The sequence below is a fragment of the Brucella pseudogrignonensis genome (assembly GCF_032190615.1).
Classification (GTDB): Bacteria; Pseudomonadota; Alphaproteobacteria; order Rhizobiales; family Rhizobiaceae; genus Brucella; species Brucella pseudogrignonensis_B.
Genome location: NZ_JAVLAT010000001.1, coordinates 1,719,976 through 1,738,291, shown reverse-complemented (window position 1 = coordinate 1,738,291; position 18,316 = coordinate 1,719,976). Strand labels below are relative to the sequence as shown.

Genomic DNA, 18,316 nt, shown 5'->3' with positions numbered 1-18,316 from the left:
TCAGGCCGCCTTTTCCTGCGCAGCGGGTTCTATGACACGATTATCAAGGAGACGTGTTGTTCCAAGCCTGACGAAAAGCGCCACCAGAACCGGCCTGCCCTGAACGGATGGCAGCCGCTCCAATGTTGCAGGATCGCGGAGCACGACCACTTCCGGTGTAGCCAGCGGTTCAGTCGCTATGAATGCACGAATTGCAGCCTCAAGCGCTTCCGGGTCATCAATGCCGGAGCGATACAGCCGCTCGGCTTCATCAAGTGCCCTTGGCACGATGATGGCTGCAGCACGCTGCTCAGGCGTCAGATAGACATTGCGCGATGAACAGGCGAGCCCGTCATCTTCACGCACTGTCTCAACACCAACGACTCGAACCGGGATCGCCATATCATCCACCATGCGGCGAATGATGACGAGCTGCTGGAAGTCCTTTTCGCCAAAATAAGCCGCATCGGAGCCCACGATGTTGAAAAGCTTGCTGACAACGGTTGCGACGCCCGCAAAATGGCCGGGGCGCGCTTCGCCCTCCATCTGATTGCCGAGCGTTGGAACATCGACAACCGTCTGCATCGGGCGCGGATACATATCCGATACGGCCGGAGCAAAGACGAAATCGACCTTCGCGTCGCGGAGCAGATTTGCATCACGCTCAAGATCACGCGGATATTTATCAAGGTCTTCATTGGCGCCAAATTGCAGCGGATTGACAAAGATTGAAACGACGGTGACGTCATTGTCATCGCGCGAGCGGCGCACAAGTTCGAGGTGCCCTTTGTGGAGATAGCCCATGGTCGGCACGAGGCCGATGGATTTGCCACTCTTGCGCTCTATGCCCAGTGCCTGACGCAAATCTTCAATCGTATGGACGATCTGCATGAGGGTCTCCCTGCCAACAACCAGATTTGACCTCTGCCTTACAGCGCTCCCTCAACGATGACAACTGCACTTTTGCCGATGCAGACGATGCTTCGGGGTTTAGTTGCCCACCGCACCGCTGACTGTGCCACCCACAGTTCTGCCAAACCGGTCGATCTGCTCATTGTAGGTCCGGCGTGTGTTCGGATCGAAGACCGCAATCGGCGCACTGACCACAAGCGAGGCCGCTGAACCAACACCCTGCGCCGTACCAAGCGCCACAGCGCCAAGACGTTCGCCCAGTCCAATATCGGAATCAGTAATTGTCTGACCCGTTACAAGACGTTGGCCAATCAGCTGGACCACTTCCGGGCTTGATGCGAATTTACCGTGATTGAGGCTGTCACCCGCTTTAAGCTGCGTAAGGTCAATAACGGTAATGCCTGCTTTTTCCAGCTCGGAACGATAAGGCTCAATTGATGGATCAATCTGACCAAGACGGTCAACATTGCCCGAAATAAAGCGCGAAGCACGAAGCGCACGATCATCGCGGGATGTGAAGAGCGTGAAGCGCGGATGCTCCTTGCCCATCGCACGGAACTGCTTGTTAAAAACATCCACATCGAGATCGGGAGAAGCAAGAATGACGTCGGTGATCTTGCGGTCCACGCGCTTGTCACGGATTGCCATCTGGCGAAGCGCTTCCACCGTCAGCCAGCTGCCCATGGAATGGGCCATGATGGTAATATCTTTGACGCGCGGGTCTTCGGCAATCTTGCGCAGCACCGTTTCAAGCGCATCGCGCGAGTAATTGGTGCTTTCCTTGTCATAATTGTAATCGAATACACTGCCGCGCGATGGCCATGTGAAGATGACAGGCGCAACATCGGCACCGGAATCATGAACAATCTGCGCAAAGCGATAGACAGAATCTTCAAAAGTATTGTTGAAGCCATGCACGAAAACCATCACACGACGTGATTTCGGCAGACTGTGATTAAGCCATTGCCGCGCGCCGCTTTCGGTATTGATCGCCTTCACTTCCACCGTCGCAAATTCTTTGAGCGGGTTCGGCGGCATCTTCTTGGGCCACTGCACTTCGCCAACTTTGCGATTTTTGTCAGGAGGGATCGAGACGACGATCTCCGTCAAACTAATGTCCTGATCGCGTTCGCCGGAATAAAGCAGGCCCGGATTGTCTGAAGGTTTACGCGTCGTCGCAACCAGAAGATCAACTTTCGATGCGCCGGGAACACTTTCAGAAATAGGAATAAGAACGCCATCGGGTCGGCTGGCGCAACCCGCAAGGAGAGATAAGGCAATGAGCAATGCTGGGGCGGTACGACGAAAGATGCTCCGCAAAACTCAACTCTCCCAAAAGGACGAAACCCGCAATGCGCCCGATCAGGCGAAACATGCGACTACTATTCTTCACCCAGGAGAATAAGCCAAGCCCTAAATTTCGGGGGGCTGTGGAAAGAATTGCATATGCGACATCTGGGTTACACAGTGCGCACAAAAAAGCGGTCCCTTTTGGCACCGCTTTTTCAGTTTTAAAGCTTTTCACACAGCCAGTCGCGGGCAATGCGCGCATCATCCTCAACCAGCGCATGACCAATGCCCGGCAAAAGCTGAGCGTTCAGATCCGCTCCACCTTCGGCCAACGCCTCTCTAAGCGGACCAGACATAGCGCCGTAAAGATCATCCGCACCGTTCAACAGCAGGACAGAAGCATCCGACAAATCAGCTTCCGGCGGCTGTTCCAGCACTTCAACACTGCGCAATAGAACCGCCTTACGCACGATATGCGGATAAAGCCGCATGAAAGCCGCAAGCATGTTTGCACCGTTGGAATAGCCAAGAAACGCTGTGCGCTGCGGATCAAGCCCATAGGATTTGATCGCACCTTCGACAAAAGCTTCGAAAGCCTCAGCCTCAGAACGAATGTCAGCCTGATCGAACCGATCCATGGTAAAGCGACGAAACCAGCGCTGCGTGCCTTCTTCCGTGCTGCGACCACGCACGCCCAGAAGGGTCGCGTTGGGCGCAATGCTGTGAGCGAGTGGCATGAGGTCGTTTTCGTTGCCGCCAGTGCCATGCAGAAGAACGAGCGTCGTACCATCCGGCTTTTCCGGCCGGTAGATACGATGCACGAAGGGCAGATCGCGATAGATGATCCGTTCCTCGCCCGGAGCAGAGAATTGCGGCATCCGCATACGGATTGCGGTCTCCTTATCCTCGTTGCCCGGAGGGACAAACAGCGTCTGGCCGAGATTTTCAACGCTCTCGTCGACTGCAAAGCCGGGACCGTCGGTTGCAAGCTCGAACAAGGTGCCGCCCGGCTCACGCACATAGAGTGACGCAAAATATTTGCGGTCATGGACATTGGTTTCGCTGGAATTGAGCGAGGACAGCGCCTTTTCCACCCGTTCAATTTCCGAGAGGTCAGCCGCACGGAAAGCCACGTGATCAGCAATCCCTGTTCCGGGAATGCCCGGCCAGAAGCCCGTTGCATCTCGCACGTCGATGGCATCGCCTGAATCGGAAACCAGACGATCAATCGTGCCTTCCTTCGCCTGTGCATGGAAACCGAAAAAGCGCTCGATAAAGCTGACAGTCTGCTCTGGCTGCTCGGACAGGATCGTGGCCGACCGGATGCGGCGCAGCGCATGTTCTGCCGGAACGTCGCCGGACACCCAGACATCATTGGCTGCAAGATCGCTGCCAACCAGCTTGACGATGACGCCGTCAGGATCACGCAGACGCAGCACCGGCTCGCCAAATTCCTGCACTGGACCTTCAGATGGCACATGATGACGCAAAGCGCGCTCCAGCCAGAACCCGACCGAGGCGCGATCAATGGCGAGCGCTATTTCGCTGACCTGACCATGCCCTATGCGTCCGCGTGCACCGTCTTCCCAGACAAGGAAGGTGATCAGAGAACCCGGCGTGCCTGAACGGTCGCCATAAAACAGATGCAGCTGCTCGGCATCTTCAAAGCCACCCGTCTGCTTGACGATACGCAAGCCCAGAAAGCCCGCATAGAAATCGACATTGGCCTGGACCTTGCGCGTAATCAGCGTGAGGTGATGAATGCCGCTGGTCATGATTGCGCTCTCCCGCATTTCGTAACGGCACATGTCCTGATGAACATGTTTACCGCAAAACTGATGTTGCAGGAGAAATAGTTCACATTGTTGCGATTGCCCATAGAGGCCGGTGGCAACGCACTGTCAACAGATCGGGGATTTTTTTGGGGAAGCTTAAAAAAGAAAAAGGCCGCGCGGGAGGAGGATGCGCGGCCTGATCTTGAATACGGCTGGGAGGAGGAGTGCCGTATCCGTCATCGGGTTCTGGGAGGAGGAGTGAACCCGATGACCAATGTTTACCCTGAGCCTCTTTATTCAACAACGGCCAATAACGCATAACAGTTATGCAAATACGCCGATGCTTAAGTTTGTTGCAAAATTACGAATATAAAAAACCTGCTCACAGAATGAGCAGGTCGAGAAAATTATTTTGCAAAAACAGTGTTTCAGAGAAGATGCGCGATGAAGGGCGCGGCCAGAACATTGACCAATCCGACCAGAACCATCACGAGACCGGCGATCGAGCCTTCCTCCGTGCCGATCTGGTGCGCCTTGGCAACGCCTGCACCATGTGCACCCATGCCAAACAGCGCACCGCGTGCAAGTGTTGAACGAAGCGGCAACCAGTTGAGCATGAGTTCACCCAGTGCCGCGCCAATCACACCCGTAATCACCACGAAGATCGCTGTCAGATCAGGCGTACCGCCGATATCACCGGAAACGGTCATCGCAAAAGGCGTACTCATCGAGCGTGGCATCAGGCTCAGACTGATCGCTTCATTGAGACCAAGCAAATGCGCCAAACCCCACGCAGAGAGCATCGCTGACGTGCTTCCCATCACCACGCCAACCAGCAAAACCGGCCAATAACGGCGGATAGTTGCCCGCTGCTGATAGATCGGAATAGCGAAGGCGACAGTCGCAGGACCAAGCAGCGCCACAAGCCAATGCGTTGCGCCAAAATAACTGCGGTAGTTTTCATTCATGCCGATGAGAAGTCCCATCAACAATAATGGTGTAACGGCAAGCGGCGTCAGCCACCACATCGGAAAGCGGCGATAAACGCGCTTTGCCGCCAGATAAAGCAGGATTGTGGCTGCCGACCAGAACAGCATCGCCACATAAGGATTACTTAGCGGCATAACGCACACTCAGGCGGTAGCACATATCGACCGTTAGCGCGGTCACCGTCATAACAGTGAGCGTACCAACCAGAATGACGGCCATGATCTTCACGCCGAGCATTCCAAGCAGTTCCTGATGCTCAAGAACGGCAAGAACCGCAGGCACGAAGAACAACAGCATTTCCGCCAGAAACCATTCTGCACCACGCTTCATGCTGAACAGGCTGATGCGTCCGCTTAAAAGCAAAACCAGAACCAGCGCCATACCGACAATGCCACCAGGCAGTGGCAAGCCAACCAGACGAACAAAAGCTTCACCAGCCAGCCAGAAACCGAACAAGGTCGCAATCTGCATCAGGCGGCTGTTGTGCAGCGCATAGCGAAAACGGACTGTCAGATTATGGGTGCTCATGGTTACGTTCCAATGCAGGTGTTGTGAATTCACTATAGGCGCAGCATTGCCATTCCAGAAATGAATTGATTTCATTGCAGCTATTCCATAATAGAATAGCTTATGAATTTACGCGGCTTTCAGGCTTTCGTGGAGGTGGTGCGTCAGGGCGGCTTTTCGGCTGCGGCTCGTACCATCAACGCCACCCAATCCACCGTCAGCAAGACGGTTCGCCAGCTTGAGGAAGAACTCGGGCTGATCCTGCTTGACCGTGAAGTTACTCCTCCCCGGCTCACAAGTGCGGGCGAGATCGTCTATCGGCGCGCGCTCGCCATGCTGGCTGAAAAAGACGACATGCTGAGCGAACTTGGCGAATTGCGTGGCTTGAAGCGCGGTCTTCTGCGGCTCGGCCTTCCGCCAATCGGTTCCAGTGTGTTGTTCGCCCCGGTCTTCGCAGCCTTTACCAGGCTGTATCCCGACATCGACATTCAGCTTGTCGAGCATGGCAGCAAGCGCCTTGAAGAACTGCTGCTGGCGGGCGATGTCGAACTGGCCGCATCGCTGTTGCCGGTTGAGGAAAGCTTCGAGTGGCAAGCGGTTCGCTGCGAGCCGGTCGTTGCATTGCTTCCAGCCAATCACGGCTTCACCAATGATGGTGGCATTCCGTTGCGCGATATTGCCAGCCTGCCCTTCATTCTTTTTGAAAGCGGCTTTGCGCTCAATCATATCATTCTCGATGCATGTCATCAGCGTGGACTGTTTCCGCACGTCGCCGTTCGTTCCAGCCAGATCGATTTTATTGTCGAGCTGGTGGCCGCTGGCATGGGCATTGGCTTCTTGCCGCAAATGATTGCTGAACAACGCAAGAGCCCCGGCATCCGCATCCATCATATCAGCGATGTGGAAATGAACTGGGACATGGCGCTGGTCTGGCGCAAGGGCGCGTTTCTCTCGCACGCCGCAAGAGCATGGCTTGCTCTTTGCAAAGGCGAAAACAACAACGCCGAGACCTGACATCAAGACTTGAAAGCCAGCACCTCACGCCTATCTCGATAGATTATACCGACATCAGTGAGCTTTGCTCAGCACACACCATAAGGCTTTAAGAGGTGGCCATCATGGAAGGTCAGGTCATATTCTACAAAGACGACAGGATCATTTACCGGCATCATGTTGAAGTGCACGACGATGATTATTCAAAGGGCGTCAACGATGCCCTCATCGCCTTTCAGCGCAATTATGCCGGTTTTGATCTTGCAAGCGATGATATTCACATCCGCTTCAAGAAGCCGGGCGATGTTTAACGCCTGAGCCGATCAGGCGAAAGCAGCCTCGTGAGCGACGCGACGAATATCTGCGCGTGACAGGCCGAGATCGGACAATTCGCGGTCGGTGCAACCGCTCAGCTCGCGCAGATTTTCGCGATACTGCATCCAACGGGAAAACTGAGTGCGAAGGTGGTTCATATTGGTATCCCCTTATGGTGAGCACCTTTTCAGTGCTGCATTTTTACCTTCCTCCCATGATGAAGCTTCTGCCTTTTTAATCGGTTTGAGAAGTGCATAAACTGCATGGCTGCAATGCTATGTTGAGATCACAATCGCCCCGTGCGATCACGCAATAAATCAGGCATATCCATAAAAGTTATTGGTCAGCACCCCTCAAAACAGCGGGATTTTAGTTAGGCACTTGTAATTGTCACATTCTGCTTAAATTTCCTGTACTGAACTAATAGGACAAGACCCCCAACGCATGAACAAAACCATTTTCATTGTCGGGAACGGCCCCGTCGATCGTAATCTTTCCGCTGAAATCGATGCTGCAGACCTCGTTCTACGCTTTAACGAGCCGCGTGTTTCTTTGGGAATGACAGGCATAAAAACCGACATGCTGATGCTCGCAACGTCGAGCAAACAAATGGAGCAGTGGATTAAAAATCCTGATTTCATAAACTCCGATATTGTGCGTAATACGCCGGAAGTTTTGTTCGCCTTCCACCCTAGTATTATCAAGCGCTTTCACCACCAGCCCAATATCCTGTCCCGACTGAAAGGTCGCCGCGCCGACTGGACCAATGAAGCCATTGACTACTTCGGTCGCGCTGGCAAAAAAATCCGTATCATGCCCGCGCAGGATTATTTTGAGGTGTGTGAGCAACTCGGCATCACCGGTGAGAAAATGAAAAAGGTTTTCCCCAGCACAGGTTTCTTCGGAATTTGGCTTGTTCTTCGCAAATATTCACTGCCCGATTGGGACATCAAAATTTGCGGCTTTAGCTGGGAAGGCTGGAAACGCCACGATTGGGCGGCGGAACGCAAATGGATTGAAGACAAGATTGCCGCTGGCCAGTTGCAAAAAGCAAGCTAATACGAGTGACTTGCAGAAACTGAGTGGATAGCAGATATAGATCAGTATTACGGCTGATATTAATATTTGTGCGCTCAGGTTTATCATGAACATCAAGGCCTTTATCATTCATTTGGCGCGCGCGAAGGATCGCAGGCCGCAAGTCGAAAAGCTTATTCGGGAATTGCCCGTTAAGACGGAAGTGATTGATGCCGTTGATAGCCAGACCTTGTCAGATGCGGACATAAAGCACGTTTACCGCCGCAAACTTCATGCACCGCGCTATCCATTCGCGCTGAGCAAAAATGAAATCGCCTGTTTCCTGTCGCATCGCAAAGCATGGCAAGCGATTGTCGATCAGGGGCTGGATGCGGGCTTTGTGATTGAAGATGACATTGAACTGACCGACGTTTTCAATGCAGCCTTTCACGCCGTCACCAATCATTTCGAGCCGGGCAGTTTTGTACGATTCACGTTCCGCGACCGCGAACAGGGTCGTGAAGTTTTCCGCAATGATCACCTTCGCATCATCATCCCCAACCCGATCGGGCTTGGGATGGTGGCGCAACTTGTCAGCTTTGACGCCGCCAAAAAACTCCTTGCTGTCACCGAGCAATTTGACCGCCCCGTTGATACCACCTTACAGATGCGCTGGGTTACCGGCTTGCAGCCGCTCGCTGTCATTCCGGGTGGCGTGAAAGAAATTTCGGCCGCGCTTGGCGGCACGACCATCCAGCACAAAAAATCCTTCAAAGACAAACTCGCCCGCGAGATCCTGCGTCCGATATACCGGATGCGTGTGCGCAGCTTTTCTGCAAAATCGAAGTGAGTCCTATGGCTGTTCCCGTTCTTCTTTATCATCAGATTGCACCGCTGCCGCACAAGAAAATCCCGTTTCGCGGGCTTTGGGTGCACCCGGACAAATTCCGCAGCCAGATGGCATGGCTCAAACGGCTCGGCTATCAGGGCCTCTCGCTGCGCGATGCCATGCCTTACATCAAGGGTGAAAAAACTGGCAAGGTTGCAGTCATCACCTTCGATGACGGGTTTCTCAACAATTATGAGAATGCCCTTCCTGTGCTCTCAGAGTTCGGCTTCACCGCAACCAATTATTTTGTTGCCAACCAAATTGGCGGCAGCAATGTCTGGGACAATGCCGTCGGCGTACCGCTGTCGCCCTGCATGTCAGCTGCACAGATGCGCGAATGGGCAGCACTTGGTCACGAAGTGGGCGCGCATACGCTTGATCACGTCAATCTGGAAAAAACACCGGATGAAGAAGCGCGCCGTCAAATCGTGGAATGCAAGCTCAAGCTTGAAGATATGCTTGGCTCAGAAGTGACCAACTTCGCCTATCCCTATGGAGCCAACCTGCCGATCCATCGCGAGATGTGCCGTGAAGCGGGATATGAAACTGCAACAACAACAGTTCATGCACGCGCACGTGCGACGGATGATCCATTTGGCATGCCAAGGGTCTATGTTCGCCGCCGCGATTCAGCGGCAAAATTCATTTATCGCCTGATGACCCGTTAGAGCACGCAGCGTTTATTCGTGCCCGTGGCGCTGGCTCTAACTTTTTTGTTTCTACGCATGTCGCTACCGGATCGAAGCGGGATCAGACATCAGTCCGGCGAACCGATTTCCCCGCGAAGGCGGTTCCTACTTTTCCGCGACATGCTAAAAAACCTGCTATTTGTTTGATTTTGATCAATGCAGCTTCACGAAAGCGTGGCAAATTGCCCGTCATTGCGGCATGGACGCAACCGCGCAAAAGCGGTACTAGAGCGATAACAAGGAGCGTATAATGGACTATCGCCGGTTTTTTGAAGAAGCGATCGACCAGCTGCACGCCGAGAAGCGTTACCGCGTTTTTGCCAATCTTGAACGCATTGTTGGACGTTTCCCCCGCGCTACCTGGCGTAATAATGGCACCGCACGTGAGATCACCGTGTGGTGTTCGAACGATTACCTGGGCATGGGGCATCATCCCGATGTTATCAAGGCGATGTGCGACACTGCCAATTCTACAGGTTCTGGCGCTGGTGGCACCCGCAATATTTCGGGTAACAATCACCCGCTTGTTGAGCTTGAAGCCGAACTTGCCGATCTGCATGGCAAAGAGGCCGGTCTCGTCTTCACCTCTGGCTTTGTTTCCAACGAAGCTTCAATCTCGACCATTGGTCGGCTGCTCCCCAACTGCTTGATCCTTTCTGACGAGTTGAACCATGCTTCAATGATCGAAGGCGTGCGTCGTTCCGGTGCAGAAAAGAAAATTTTCCGTCACAATGACGTTGAGCATCTCGAACAGCTTCTGAAATCTGCGGATCGTTCCCGCGCCAAGTTGATCGTGTTTGAATCCGTCTATTCGATGGATGGCGATATTGCGCCAATCGAAAAGATTGCCGATCTTGCCGACAAGTATAACGCCATGACCTATATTGATGAGGTCCATGCGGTTGGCATGTATGGCGCACGCGGCGGTGGCATCACCGAGCGCGACGGCCTTGCGCATCGCATCGATATTATCGAAGGGACGCTCGCGAAGGCATTTGGCGCTCTGGGTGGTTACATTACCGGTTCACGTGCGATTATCGACGCCGTGCGTTCGTATGCACCGGGCTTTATCTTCACGACATCACTGCCACCAGCCGTCGCAGCTTCCGCGACCGCGGCAATCCGTCATCTGAAGGCCTCTCAGGTTGAGCGCGATGGCCAGCAGCGTCAGGCGCAGCGCGCCAAGGATGTTCTGTCCGGTGCCGGTTTCCCGGTGATGCCTTCGGAAACGCATATCGTACCAATTCTGGTTGGTGATCCAGAGCTGTGCAAAAAGGCCAGTGACCGCCTGCTTGATGTGCATGGCATCTATATTCAGCCGATCAACTATCCGACTGTGCCACGCGGCACCGAACGCTTGCGCATCACGCCATCGCCATTGCACGACGATGCACTGATTGACGGCCTGAAAGACGCACTGCTGGAAGTGTGGAACACGCTCGGTATTCCATTTGCTGAACCGGAAGCACCAAAGGCTGCAAATTCAGACCGCATCATTCCGCTGATGGTTTCCAAAGCGGGCGGCTGACCAATTCAGCGTCACAGCATTGAAAAAGGCCGGTTTTCACCGGCCTTTATTTTTAGAGATCATTGATCCAGCGAACCAGCCTTGCCGCCGCTTCGTCGATCTGCTTTGGATCACGCCCGAAGCAAAGGCGGAAATACCCTTCACCGCCAACACCAAAAGCACTTCCCGGCGCCAAACCGACATTGGCGTTATCAACAATATCTATCGCAGCTTTGACGGAGTCGGTGACCCCATCAACGCCAAAGAACAGATAGAATGCGCCCTGCGGCGGGGTCAGACGGACTTTGCCCGTTTCCTGCAAGGTTGCACAAAGACGATCCCGCGTTGAGCGTGCGCGCTCGACCTGCATCGCGATGAATTCATCGCCGTGATCAAGGGCTGCAACAGCACCCCGCTGCATGAATTGTGCGACACCGGAATTTGAATATTGGATCATATTTTCAATGACCGGACCGATAGACGGATGCACATTCATCCAGCCCACGCGCCAGCCAGTCATCGCCCAGTTCTTTGAGAATGAATTGACAAAGATGATGCGATCATCCGGCTCCATGATGTCCATGAAGGAAGGCGCACGACCACCGCCATAATAGAAGTGGGTGTAAATCTCGTCGGCAATAATCCAGATACCCTTTTCGCGCGCCAGATTGAGAATATAGCGCAGAGTTTCGATGTCAGCCGTCCAGCCGGTAGGGTTTGCGGGCGTATTGATGAACAGGGCACGCGTGCGTGGTGTCATCGCCGCTGCAATCTTTTCAGGATCGCGAACCCAGCCATTGGCGCCAAATTCCAGCTCGACCGGCACGGGGACCGCGCCCGCAAGACCGGCTGCACCGACAAAATTCGGCCATGCGGGCGACAGATAAATCGCCTCTTCGCCCGCACCCGTGGTCGCGGTCAGCGCCATTTCAATGGCGTGCATTCCTGAGCCGGTCACGTAGAAATTTTCTGTCTTGAACGGCTGTGGGAAATGACGTCCGTGATAGCGAACCAGCGCTTCGCGCAATTCGGGGATACCAGCCTGCCATGTATAGAAGGTTTCGCCATCTGCAATGGCCTTCTGAGCAGCGTCACGGATGAAATCAGGGGTTGGCAGATCACCCTCGCCGACCCAGAGCGGGATAATTCCCGGCTTGCCCCGGCCATGATTGGCGACAGCAACAATACCACTATCCGGTGCTTCAGCTGCTTCACGACGGAGATCAGTAAAAAGCGTCATTTGTTCCCACATATTTCAATTTTGATTGCTCCTGGTTAGCAAGATACAGTCATGAAATCATGTGGTTTTTTGTGATGATCCAATCATTCAAATTGATGGATCAAATAAAAACGGGGCCATAAAGACCCCGTTCTAATTTGGCTATATGAAAGCAATCAAGCTTTGCTCTGCTTTGCCAGAAGATCGCGGATTTCTGCGAGAAGAACTTCTTCACGCGGTAGCTCTGCAACGGTTTCAGGCTTTGCTTCTTCCTTTTTCTTAAGCTTATTCATGCCCTTGACGACAAGGAACAGAACCCAGGCAATGATCAGGAAGTTGATAAGCAGGGTAACGAAATTACCATAAGCAATGGTTGCACCAGCTTCACGCGCAGCCGCCAGTGTCGACCTTGGTTCGCCGGCAAGCTGGATAAACATATTGGAGAAGTCGATACCGCCGGTAATCAAACCGATGATCGGCATGATGATGTCATTAACAATGGAATTAACAAGGCCACCGAATGCACCGCCGATGATAACACCGATAGCCAGATCGACCATATTGCCTTTGAGAGCGAACTCTCTGAATTCTTTTAGCATTCTTGCATCCCTCTCGAATACGAACTTAGTCCGGGCCGTCCTTGCTAACGGACAAGCTTCGCCAAAAACCGTTTGGATGAACAATTGAAGTCAAAGCTGACACCAATTGTCCTCTCCTTAGATTGTAGGCGAAAATATTCAAAGAAAAGATAAAGTTTGCAAAAGCTCTCTTTGAAAGTGGATTTTCATTATCTGTAAAAAGCGGAGCGCCGGCAATGTGCCCCGCTTCTTGACTTAATCTGCAAAGCGTTTGGTCGCTGCGATCAATTCATGCGTGATGCCGGGCTCGGTCACTGCGTGGCCGCTGTCCTCAACAATCCGCAGATCGGCTTCCGGCCACATCTTCTTGAGCTGCCAGGCATTGATAAACGGCGTACACATGTCATAACGGCCATGCACAATAACGCCGGGAATGTGGCGGATACGGTCGACATTGCGCAAAAGCTGATCGTCAGTTTCAAGGAAGCCGCGGTTCTGAAAATAATGGCATTCGATACGTCCAAAAGCGATCGCATGATGATCGTCTCCAAACGCTTCGATGCGGGCCGGATCAGGCTGAATTGACAGCACCGACCCCTCCCACCGCGCCCATAAACGCGCTGCAGCGAGCTGAACCTGAGGGTCGCGATCGGTGAGCCGCTTATAATAAGCGGCTATCATATCGCCGCGTTCGTCTTCCGGGATATGCTCCTGATAGGCTTCAAAATGATCCGGGAAAATGATGCTGGCACCGTTTGAATACATCCAGTCAACTTCAAAGCGACGCACCATGAAAATGCCGCGCAGGATGAGTTCCGACACTTGCTGCGGATGGGTTTGTGCATAGGCAAGGCCAAGTGTCGAGCCCCACGAACCACCAAAGACCTGCCATTTATCAATGCCAAGATGGGTGCGAATACGCTCCATATCTGCAACCAGATCCCATGTGGTGTTTTCGCGTAATTCCGCATGCGGCGTTGAACGGCCGCAGCCGCGCTGATCAAAAAGGATGATACGGTATTTTTCAGGATCGTGCAGGCAGCGCATGGCTGGCCTGATCCCACCACCCGGACCACCATGAAGCATGATCACGGGTTTGCCATCAGGATTTCCACATTGCTCGACATAGATGCGATGCAAAGCCGATACTTGCAGCATCTCTTCTTTGAAGGGCACGATCTCCGGATAAAGCGTATTGCGTGTCATGTAAGGCCTTCTGATTGTCACCAAGGTCGCTGTTTCAAACCCAAAATTAGCGTATAATGCGGCCATAAGGGGGCAATGCGACATAAGTTCAGGCTAATGAATGCTATTTTTAGTTGCTAGCGACGAAAAACGGCATAAAACGAGACAGCTGCATGTCACCATGCATCGCTCGGGGAGGACTTTCAGAATGGCGTGCGAGGCTTATGCAATTTATCATCGCTGACGACCATCCGCTTTTCAGAGGTGCGCTGCGACAGGTTCTGTCAAGCTTGCCAGAAGAGGCAACTATCATTGAAGTCGGAGATTTCGAGGCTGCCAAAAAGCTGGTCGCGGAGCGCGACGACGTTGATCTGCTGTTGCTTGATCTGACCATGCCGGGCGGCACCGGCCTGTCTGGTCTGGTAACGCTGAAAGGGCTGGAACCAGCACTGCCTATTATTATCGTTTCCGCAACGGACGATGCTTCCACAATTCGGCATGCCATCGAGCTTGGCGCATCGGGCTTCATCTCAAAATCTGCGAGTATGGAGGCTATTGGCGAAGCTGTGCATGCCGTTCTTGCTGGCGATATATGGACGCCGTCTGATGTCGATATCGATGCCGTCCGCGACCCGGAGATCGAAACGCTGATTGCGAAAATCAGAACGTTGACCCCGCAACAGACCCGCGTTTTGACGATGCTGGCCGAAGGGCTGCTCAACAAACAGATCGCTTTTGAGTTGAATGTTTCGGAAGCCACCGTCAAGGCGCATGTCTCAGCCATTCTGCAAAAACTCGACGTTGACAGCCGCACACAAGCCGTCATCCTGCTCTCACGCATTGGCAGCGATGCGCTGACCAGCGAGCAAAGCTGAGTTATTCGGCGGCAGCCGAACGCTGATGCAGTGCGCTCGATAGCAGCGCACGCAATGCAGCCGGTCGTAAGGGCTTGTTCAGAACGGTCACGTTCTCTTCTTCCGCCCGTCTGCGCACTTCCTTGGAGCGATCAGCTGTCAGAAGTATTGCAGAGACCTCGCAGCCAAAACTTTCACGCGCAAAACCGATCATATCCAGACCGTTTTCATGATCGAGATGATAATCAGCGATGATGACGTCTGGCGGGACCTCCCGTTCAACGCAATAGACCTTCAGGCCTGAACCACCGCGCAATGTTGTGACGTTGCAGCCCCAGCCCGTCAGCAAGGTATCCATACCTGCCAGAATATTGGCATCATTATCGATGCACAGCACATCAAGCCCGGCAAGGCTCGACGCCCTTGTGAAGCCTTTGCGACTGGTAATTTCCTCGACCGGAACCGTCTCCTCGCTTATTGGAATGCGGATCGAAAAAACACTTCCCTTTCCCGATGCCGATGTAAATGTCAGCGGCAATTCGAGCATCCGTGTAATTCGATCGACAATGGAAAGGCCAAGTCCGAGCCCTTCTGCCTCGCGCATACCTTCATCAAGGCGCGTGAACTCACGGAAAACGAGTTTCAGCTTCTGCTCGGGAATGCCGATCCCGGTATCAAGCACCTGCAGTTCAACGAAACCACCGCGGCGGCGAACACCAAACAGTACCCCCCCTTTCCGACTGTATTTAATCGCATTGGAAACCAGATTCTGGATAACGCGACGCAGCATATTGCGATCCGTCTTCACAACAATGCTTGAGGGAACCACGCGCAGCTTCAATCCCTTGTTGCGTGCCATCGGTGTGAAATCAGTCGCAATCTGGCTCAGAAGCCGGTCAAGACGAAACACCGTTTCTTCGGGCTTCAGTGCTCCGGTATCCAGCCGGGAAATATCCAGCACCATGCCCAGAATGGCTTCGACCGATTCAAGTGAACTATCGATATTCCGCGCAAGCTGGCTTGTTTCAGCACGACCAAGCTTTTCGGCCAGTGCTGTACTGTAAAGACGGGCCGCGTTGAGCGGCTGAAGAATGTCATGACCCGCCGCCGCCAAAAACCGTGTTTTACCAAGATTGGCCTCCTCGGCCACACTCTGCGCCTTGGCCAGTTTCTGGTTCACCAGCGTCAGTTCCGCCGTCCGGTCCACCACGCGCTGTTCAAGCACTTCTGCCTCATGCTGACGCATTCTGTCAGCTTCGACCTCAGCGGTAATGTCGGTATAGGTGGCAACAAGCCCACCATCCGGCATCGGATTGGAATTGATTTCAAGCACCTTTCCGGTGGATTTCAGCGTGAGCCGCCAGGGTTGACGCAGGGTCGCAAGCGAGCGGATCGCTGCATTCTGCGCATTCGCATTCAAATCGCCGCTGCGTACCAGATGCTCAACTATTTCCGATACCGGAATGCTGACCTGCATCACCTCATCCGGCAGATCCAACAGTTTTCTGAACTGACGGTTCCAGCATGTGAGCCGCAAATCCTTATCAAGCACTGTGATGCCCTGATCCATCTGATCAAGGGCAATCTGCAACAGATCGCGATTCTGTTGCAAAGCGACAGACGCATCGTCGAGCAATTGCCGCGCATCACGCGCCGATGCATCATTGCGCTTGAACAACAATGACAACACCAGACGCGCTGATGAAGAGCCGACTGCTGTTCCAAGCAATTGCTCGGCATAACGGATCAGCGGCGTATCGACCATCATGCCGGGATCAAGCTTGCGTTGCTCACGTCCCTCAAAGCGAATGAAGGCACGTTCAACGCGTTCAGCGCCAAGATAACGCGACATGGTGGATTTCAATTCTTCGACCGTTACAGTCGTGCGAAAGCGTTTGAGCGTGGGTGCCGCAATCGAATAGCGCGGCAGGAAAATACTGGCCTGAATGCGCTCCAAAGGCGTTGAGGAACGCGAAAGCGAACCAAGAATATAAAACAGCGTATTGGCGGCGAGGCTCCAGATCACTCCATGGGTGAGTGGCAGAGCTTCCGTGCCAAAGAGCGCTTCGGGCCGCAGCATGGCAAAACCAAGCAGACCATCGCGCAAAATAGCGGCATCTTGCGGCGCAACCGTTGGAAGCAACAGCGTGTAGGCCCAGATTAAAAAGCCCGCTGAAAGACCCAGCATCGCACCGCGTCCATTGGCGTTGCGCCAGAACAACCCGCCGATGAAGGACGGCACAAACTGCGCAATCGCGGCAAACGAAATAAGGCCGATCGATGCGAGATGAATATTGTTCGACGACATACGATAATAGGCGAAGGCCAACGCCAGAATAGCGACAATCGTCAGCCGCCGTGTGTTGAGAATGATCATTGTCAGATCACGCTGTTCGTTCGGGTGACGCAAAGCGAGCCAACGGATGATCAAGGGCAGAACAAGGTGATTGGAGATCATGATCGACAGCGCCACACAAGCGACAATCACCATGGCGGTTGCAGCGGAAAGCCCTCCAAGAAACGCGACCAGCGCCAGCGAATGGGCCCCCGCGGAAAGCGGCAAAGCCAATACGTAGAGATCCCCGCTCACCGTATTTCCCAATGTCATCACACCGATCAGCGCTATCGGGAACACGAAGATATTGATCAGGATCAGATAGAGCGGGAACAGCCACGACGCCGTGCGCAATTCTTTTTCACTGCGGCTTTCAACGACTGTCACATGAAACTGGCGCGGCAGCATGATAATGGCAGCAGCACTCAGCATCGTATGCACAATCCATGTACCGATGGATGTTTCATAGTGGAATGCATCAAGGGCCGCTGGCGATTGTGAAATCTGTTCAATCAACTCGCCCGGCGAGCCGAACAGAAAGAACGTGCAGGCCAGACCGACGGTCAGAAATGCACAGAGTTTTATCACTGATTCGAGTGCGACAGCCAGAATGAGCCCATTCTGGTGTTCTGTCGCATCAGTATGGCGCGTGCCGAAGAGAATGGCGAAGACTGCCAGAACAGCCGCAACAGGCAATGAAATATCGCCAAACACAAAGGATGACGGATCAAAAGCGGCGCCATAATGCTCCATAACCAGTCCGACGCTACCGGAAACAGCTTTGAGTTGCAGCGCGATATAAGGGATGGAGCCGACAGCGGCGATGCAGGTTGCAAGGGACGCCACGCCAAAACTCTTGCCATAGCGCGCTGCGAGAAAATCGGCGATGGAGGTGATATGTTCAGCTTTTGCCAACCTTACGATATGACGCAGCAGACGGTTGCCAAGCGTGAAAACCAGAATAGGCCCGATATAGATGCCCAGGAATTCCAGTCCGCGTTGAGCTGACAGTCCGACGGAGCCAAAGAAGGTCCATGACGTACAGTAAACAGCCAGGCTGAGCGCATAGATATAAGGGCGCGGAGCACTGCTCCAGCGCGCGGCGCGACGATCACCGATGCTTGCTACGGCAAACAACATCAATAGATACAGAAATGCGACGCCTAAAATTCCCCAGCCCTGCATTGCCGGACTTCCCTCCCCACCTGTTAAGCCCCTATTGAGCAAACAGATGTGGGAAGGCAAGCATTTTCAGCGAAGGTGCGCAAGAGCGACTATAGGG

At 53.5% G+C, this 18,316-nt stretch carries 17 protein-coding genes; 7 read left to right on the top strand and 10 right to left on the bottom strand.

Translation table 11 applies throughout. The features are described 5' to 3' along the window. The 5 genes from panC to RI570_RS08340 all read right to left on the bottom strand — a co-directional run bounded on the left by panC (position 1) and on the right by RI570_RS08340 (position 5,474). Entirely contained in the window at positions 1 to 870 is an 870-nt protein-coding gene (gene panC, locus RI570_RS08360) for a pantoate--beta-alanine ligase (RefSeq protein WP_313827950.1), read from the bottom strand. Between the two features lie 99 nt (positions 871 to 969). Next, positions 970 to 2,211: an alpha/beta hydrolase gene (locus RI570_RS08355; RefSeq protein ID WP_313827949.1), complete on the bottom strand. Its 1,242-nt coding sequence runs from the start codon at positions 2,209 to 2,211 to the stop codon at positions 970 to 972. A gap of 191 nt (positions 2,212 to 2,402) precedes the next feature. Next, entirely contained in the window at positions 2,403 to 3,956 is a 1,554-nt protein-coding gene (locus RI570_RS08350) for a VOC family protein (protein WP_313827947.1), read from the bottom strand. A 428-nt stretch (positions 3,957 to 4,384) separates the two neighbouring features. Next, the gene (locus RI570_RS08345; RefSeq protein WP_313827946.1) at positions 4,385 to 5,080 is read right to left on the bottom strand and encodes an LrgB family protein; all 696 of its coding nucleotides are present in this window, start codon (positions 5,078 to 5,080) and stop codon (positions 4,385 to 4,387) included. Then, positions 5,067 to 5,474, bottom strand: coding sequence for a CidA/LrgA family protein (locus RI570_RS08340; RefSeq protein ID WP_313827945.1), 408 nt, complete (start codon positions 5,472 to 5,474; stop codon positions 5,067 to 5,069). The genes RI570_RS08345 and RI570_RS08340 overlap by 14 nt, the downstream gene beginning before the upstream one ends. A gap of 102 nt (positions 5,475 to 5,576) precedes the next feature. Between RI570_RS08340 and RI570_RS08335 the strand changes: the two genes are divergently transcribed. Both RI570_RS08335 and RI570_RS08330 read left to right on the top strand, forming a co-directional pair. After that, positions 5,577 to 6,467, top strand: coding sequence for a LysR substrate-binding domain-containing protein (locus tag RI570_RS08335; protein WP_313827944.1), 891 nt, complete (start codon positions 5,577 to 5,579; stop codon positions 6,465 to 6,467). A 104-nt stretch (positions 6,468 to 6,571) separates the two neighbouring features. After that, positions 6,572 to 6,757, top strand: a complete 186-nt coding sequence (locus RI570_RS08330; RefSeq protein ID WP_313827943.1) for a hypothetical protein — start codon at positions 6,572 to 6,574, stop codon at positions 6,755 to 6,757. A gap of 12 nt (positions 6,758 to 6,769) precedes the next feature. On the opposite strand, the gene RI570_RS08325 is transcribed toward RI570_RS08330, so the two are convergent. Continuing rightward, the gene (locus RI570_RS08325; protein WP_310010906.1) at positions 6,770 to 6,919 is read right to left on the bottom strand and encodes a DUF1127 domain-containing protein; all 150 of its coding nucleotides are present in this window, start codon (positions 6,917 to 6,919) and stop codon (positions 6,770 to 6,772) included. Between the two features lie 286 nt (positions 6,920 to 7,205). Between RI570_RS08325 and RI570_RS08320 the strand changes: the two genes are divergently transcribed. The 4 genes from RI570_RS08320 (at position 7,206) to hemA (ending at position 10,884) form a co-directional block, all read left to right on the top strand. Then, positions 7,206 to 7,820 carry a glycosyltransferase family 29 protein gene (locus tag RI570_RS08320; RefSeq protein WP_313827942.1) on the top strand — a complete coding sequence of 205 codons (615 nt, stop codon included), beginning with the start codon at positions 7,206 to 7,208 and terminating at the stop codon, positions 7,818 to 7,820. Between the two features lie 85 nt (positions 7,821 to 7,905). Beyond that, positions 7,906 to 8,628 (top strand): glycosyltransferase family 25 protein, encoded by a 723-nt coding sequence (locus tag RI570_RS08315; RefSeq protein ID WP_313827941.1) that lies wholly within the window; start codon positions 7,906 to 7,908, stop codon positions 8,626 to 8,628. Between the two features lie 5 nt (positions 8,629 to 8,633). After that, positions 8,634 to 9,335, top strand: a complete 702-nt coding sequence (locus RI570_RS08310; protein WP_313827940.1) for a polysaccharide deacetylase family protein — start codon at positions 8,634 to 8,636, stop codon at positions 9,333 to 9,335. Positions 9,336 to 9,606: 271 nt separating this feature from the next. Beyond that, positions 9,607 to 10,884, top strand: a complete 1,278-nt coding sequence (gene hemA / locus RI570_RS08305) for a 5-aminolevulinate synthase (RefSeq protein ID WP_313827939.1) — start codon at positions 9,607 to 9,609, stop codon at positions 10,882 to 10,884. Between the two features lie 52 nt (positions 10,885 to 10,936). On the opposite strand, the gene RI570_RS08300 is transcribed toward hemA, so the two are convergent. The 3 genes from RI570_RS08300 to pip all read right to left on the bottom strand — a co-directional run bounded on the left by RI570_RS08300 (position 10,937) and on the right by pip (position 13,866). Then, positions 10,937 to 12,103, bottom strand: coding sequence for a pyridoxal phosphate-dependent aminotransferase (locus RI570_RS08300; protein WP_313827938.1), 1,167 nt, complete (start codon positions 12,101 to 12,103; stop codon positions 10,937 to 10,939). Between the two features lie 155 nt (positions 12,104 to 12,258). Next, positions 12,259 to 12,681 carry a large conductance mechanosensitive channel protein MscL gene (gene mscL, locus RI570_RS08295; protein ID WP_313827937.1) on the bottom strand — a complete coding sequence of 141 codons (423 nt, stop codon included), beginning with the start codon at positions 12,679 to 12,681 and terminating at the stop codon, positions 12,259 to 12,261. A gap of 234 nt (positions 12,682 to 12,915) precedes the next feature. Next, positions 12,916 to 13,866, bottom strand: a complete 951-nt coding sequence (gene pip / locus RI570_RS08290; protein WP_313827936.1) for a prolyl aminopeptidase — start codon at positions 13,864 to 13,866, stop codon at positions 12,916 to 12,918. A gap of 203 nt (positions 13,867 to 14,069) precedes the next feature. Between pip and RI570_RS08285 the strand changes: the two genes are divergently transcribed. Next, positions 14,070 to 14,720, top strand: coding sequence for a response regulator transcription factor (locus tag RI570_RS08285; protein WP_313827935.1), 651 nt, complete (start codon positions 14,070 to 14,072; stop codon positions 14,718 to 14,720). 1 nt (position 14,721) lies between these two features. Here the strand turns inward: RI570_RS08285 and RI570_RS08280 are convergent, their stop codons facing one another. Beyond that, the gene (locus RI570_RS08280) at positions 14,722 to 18,219 is read right to left on the bottom strand and encodes a PAS domain-containing hybrid sensor histidine kinase/response regulator (protein WP_313827934.1); all 3,498 of its coding nucleotides are present in this window, start codon (positions 18,217 to 18,219) and stop codon (positions 14,722 to 14,724) included. Positions 18,220 to 18,316 lie beyond the last annotated feature (97 nt).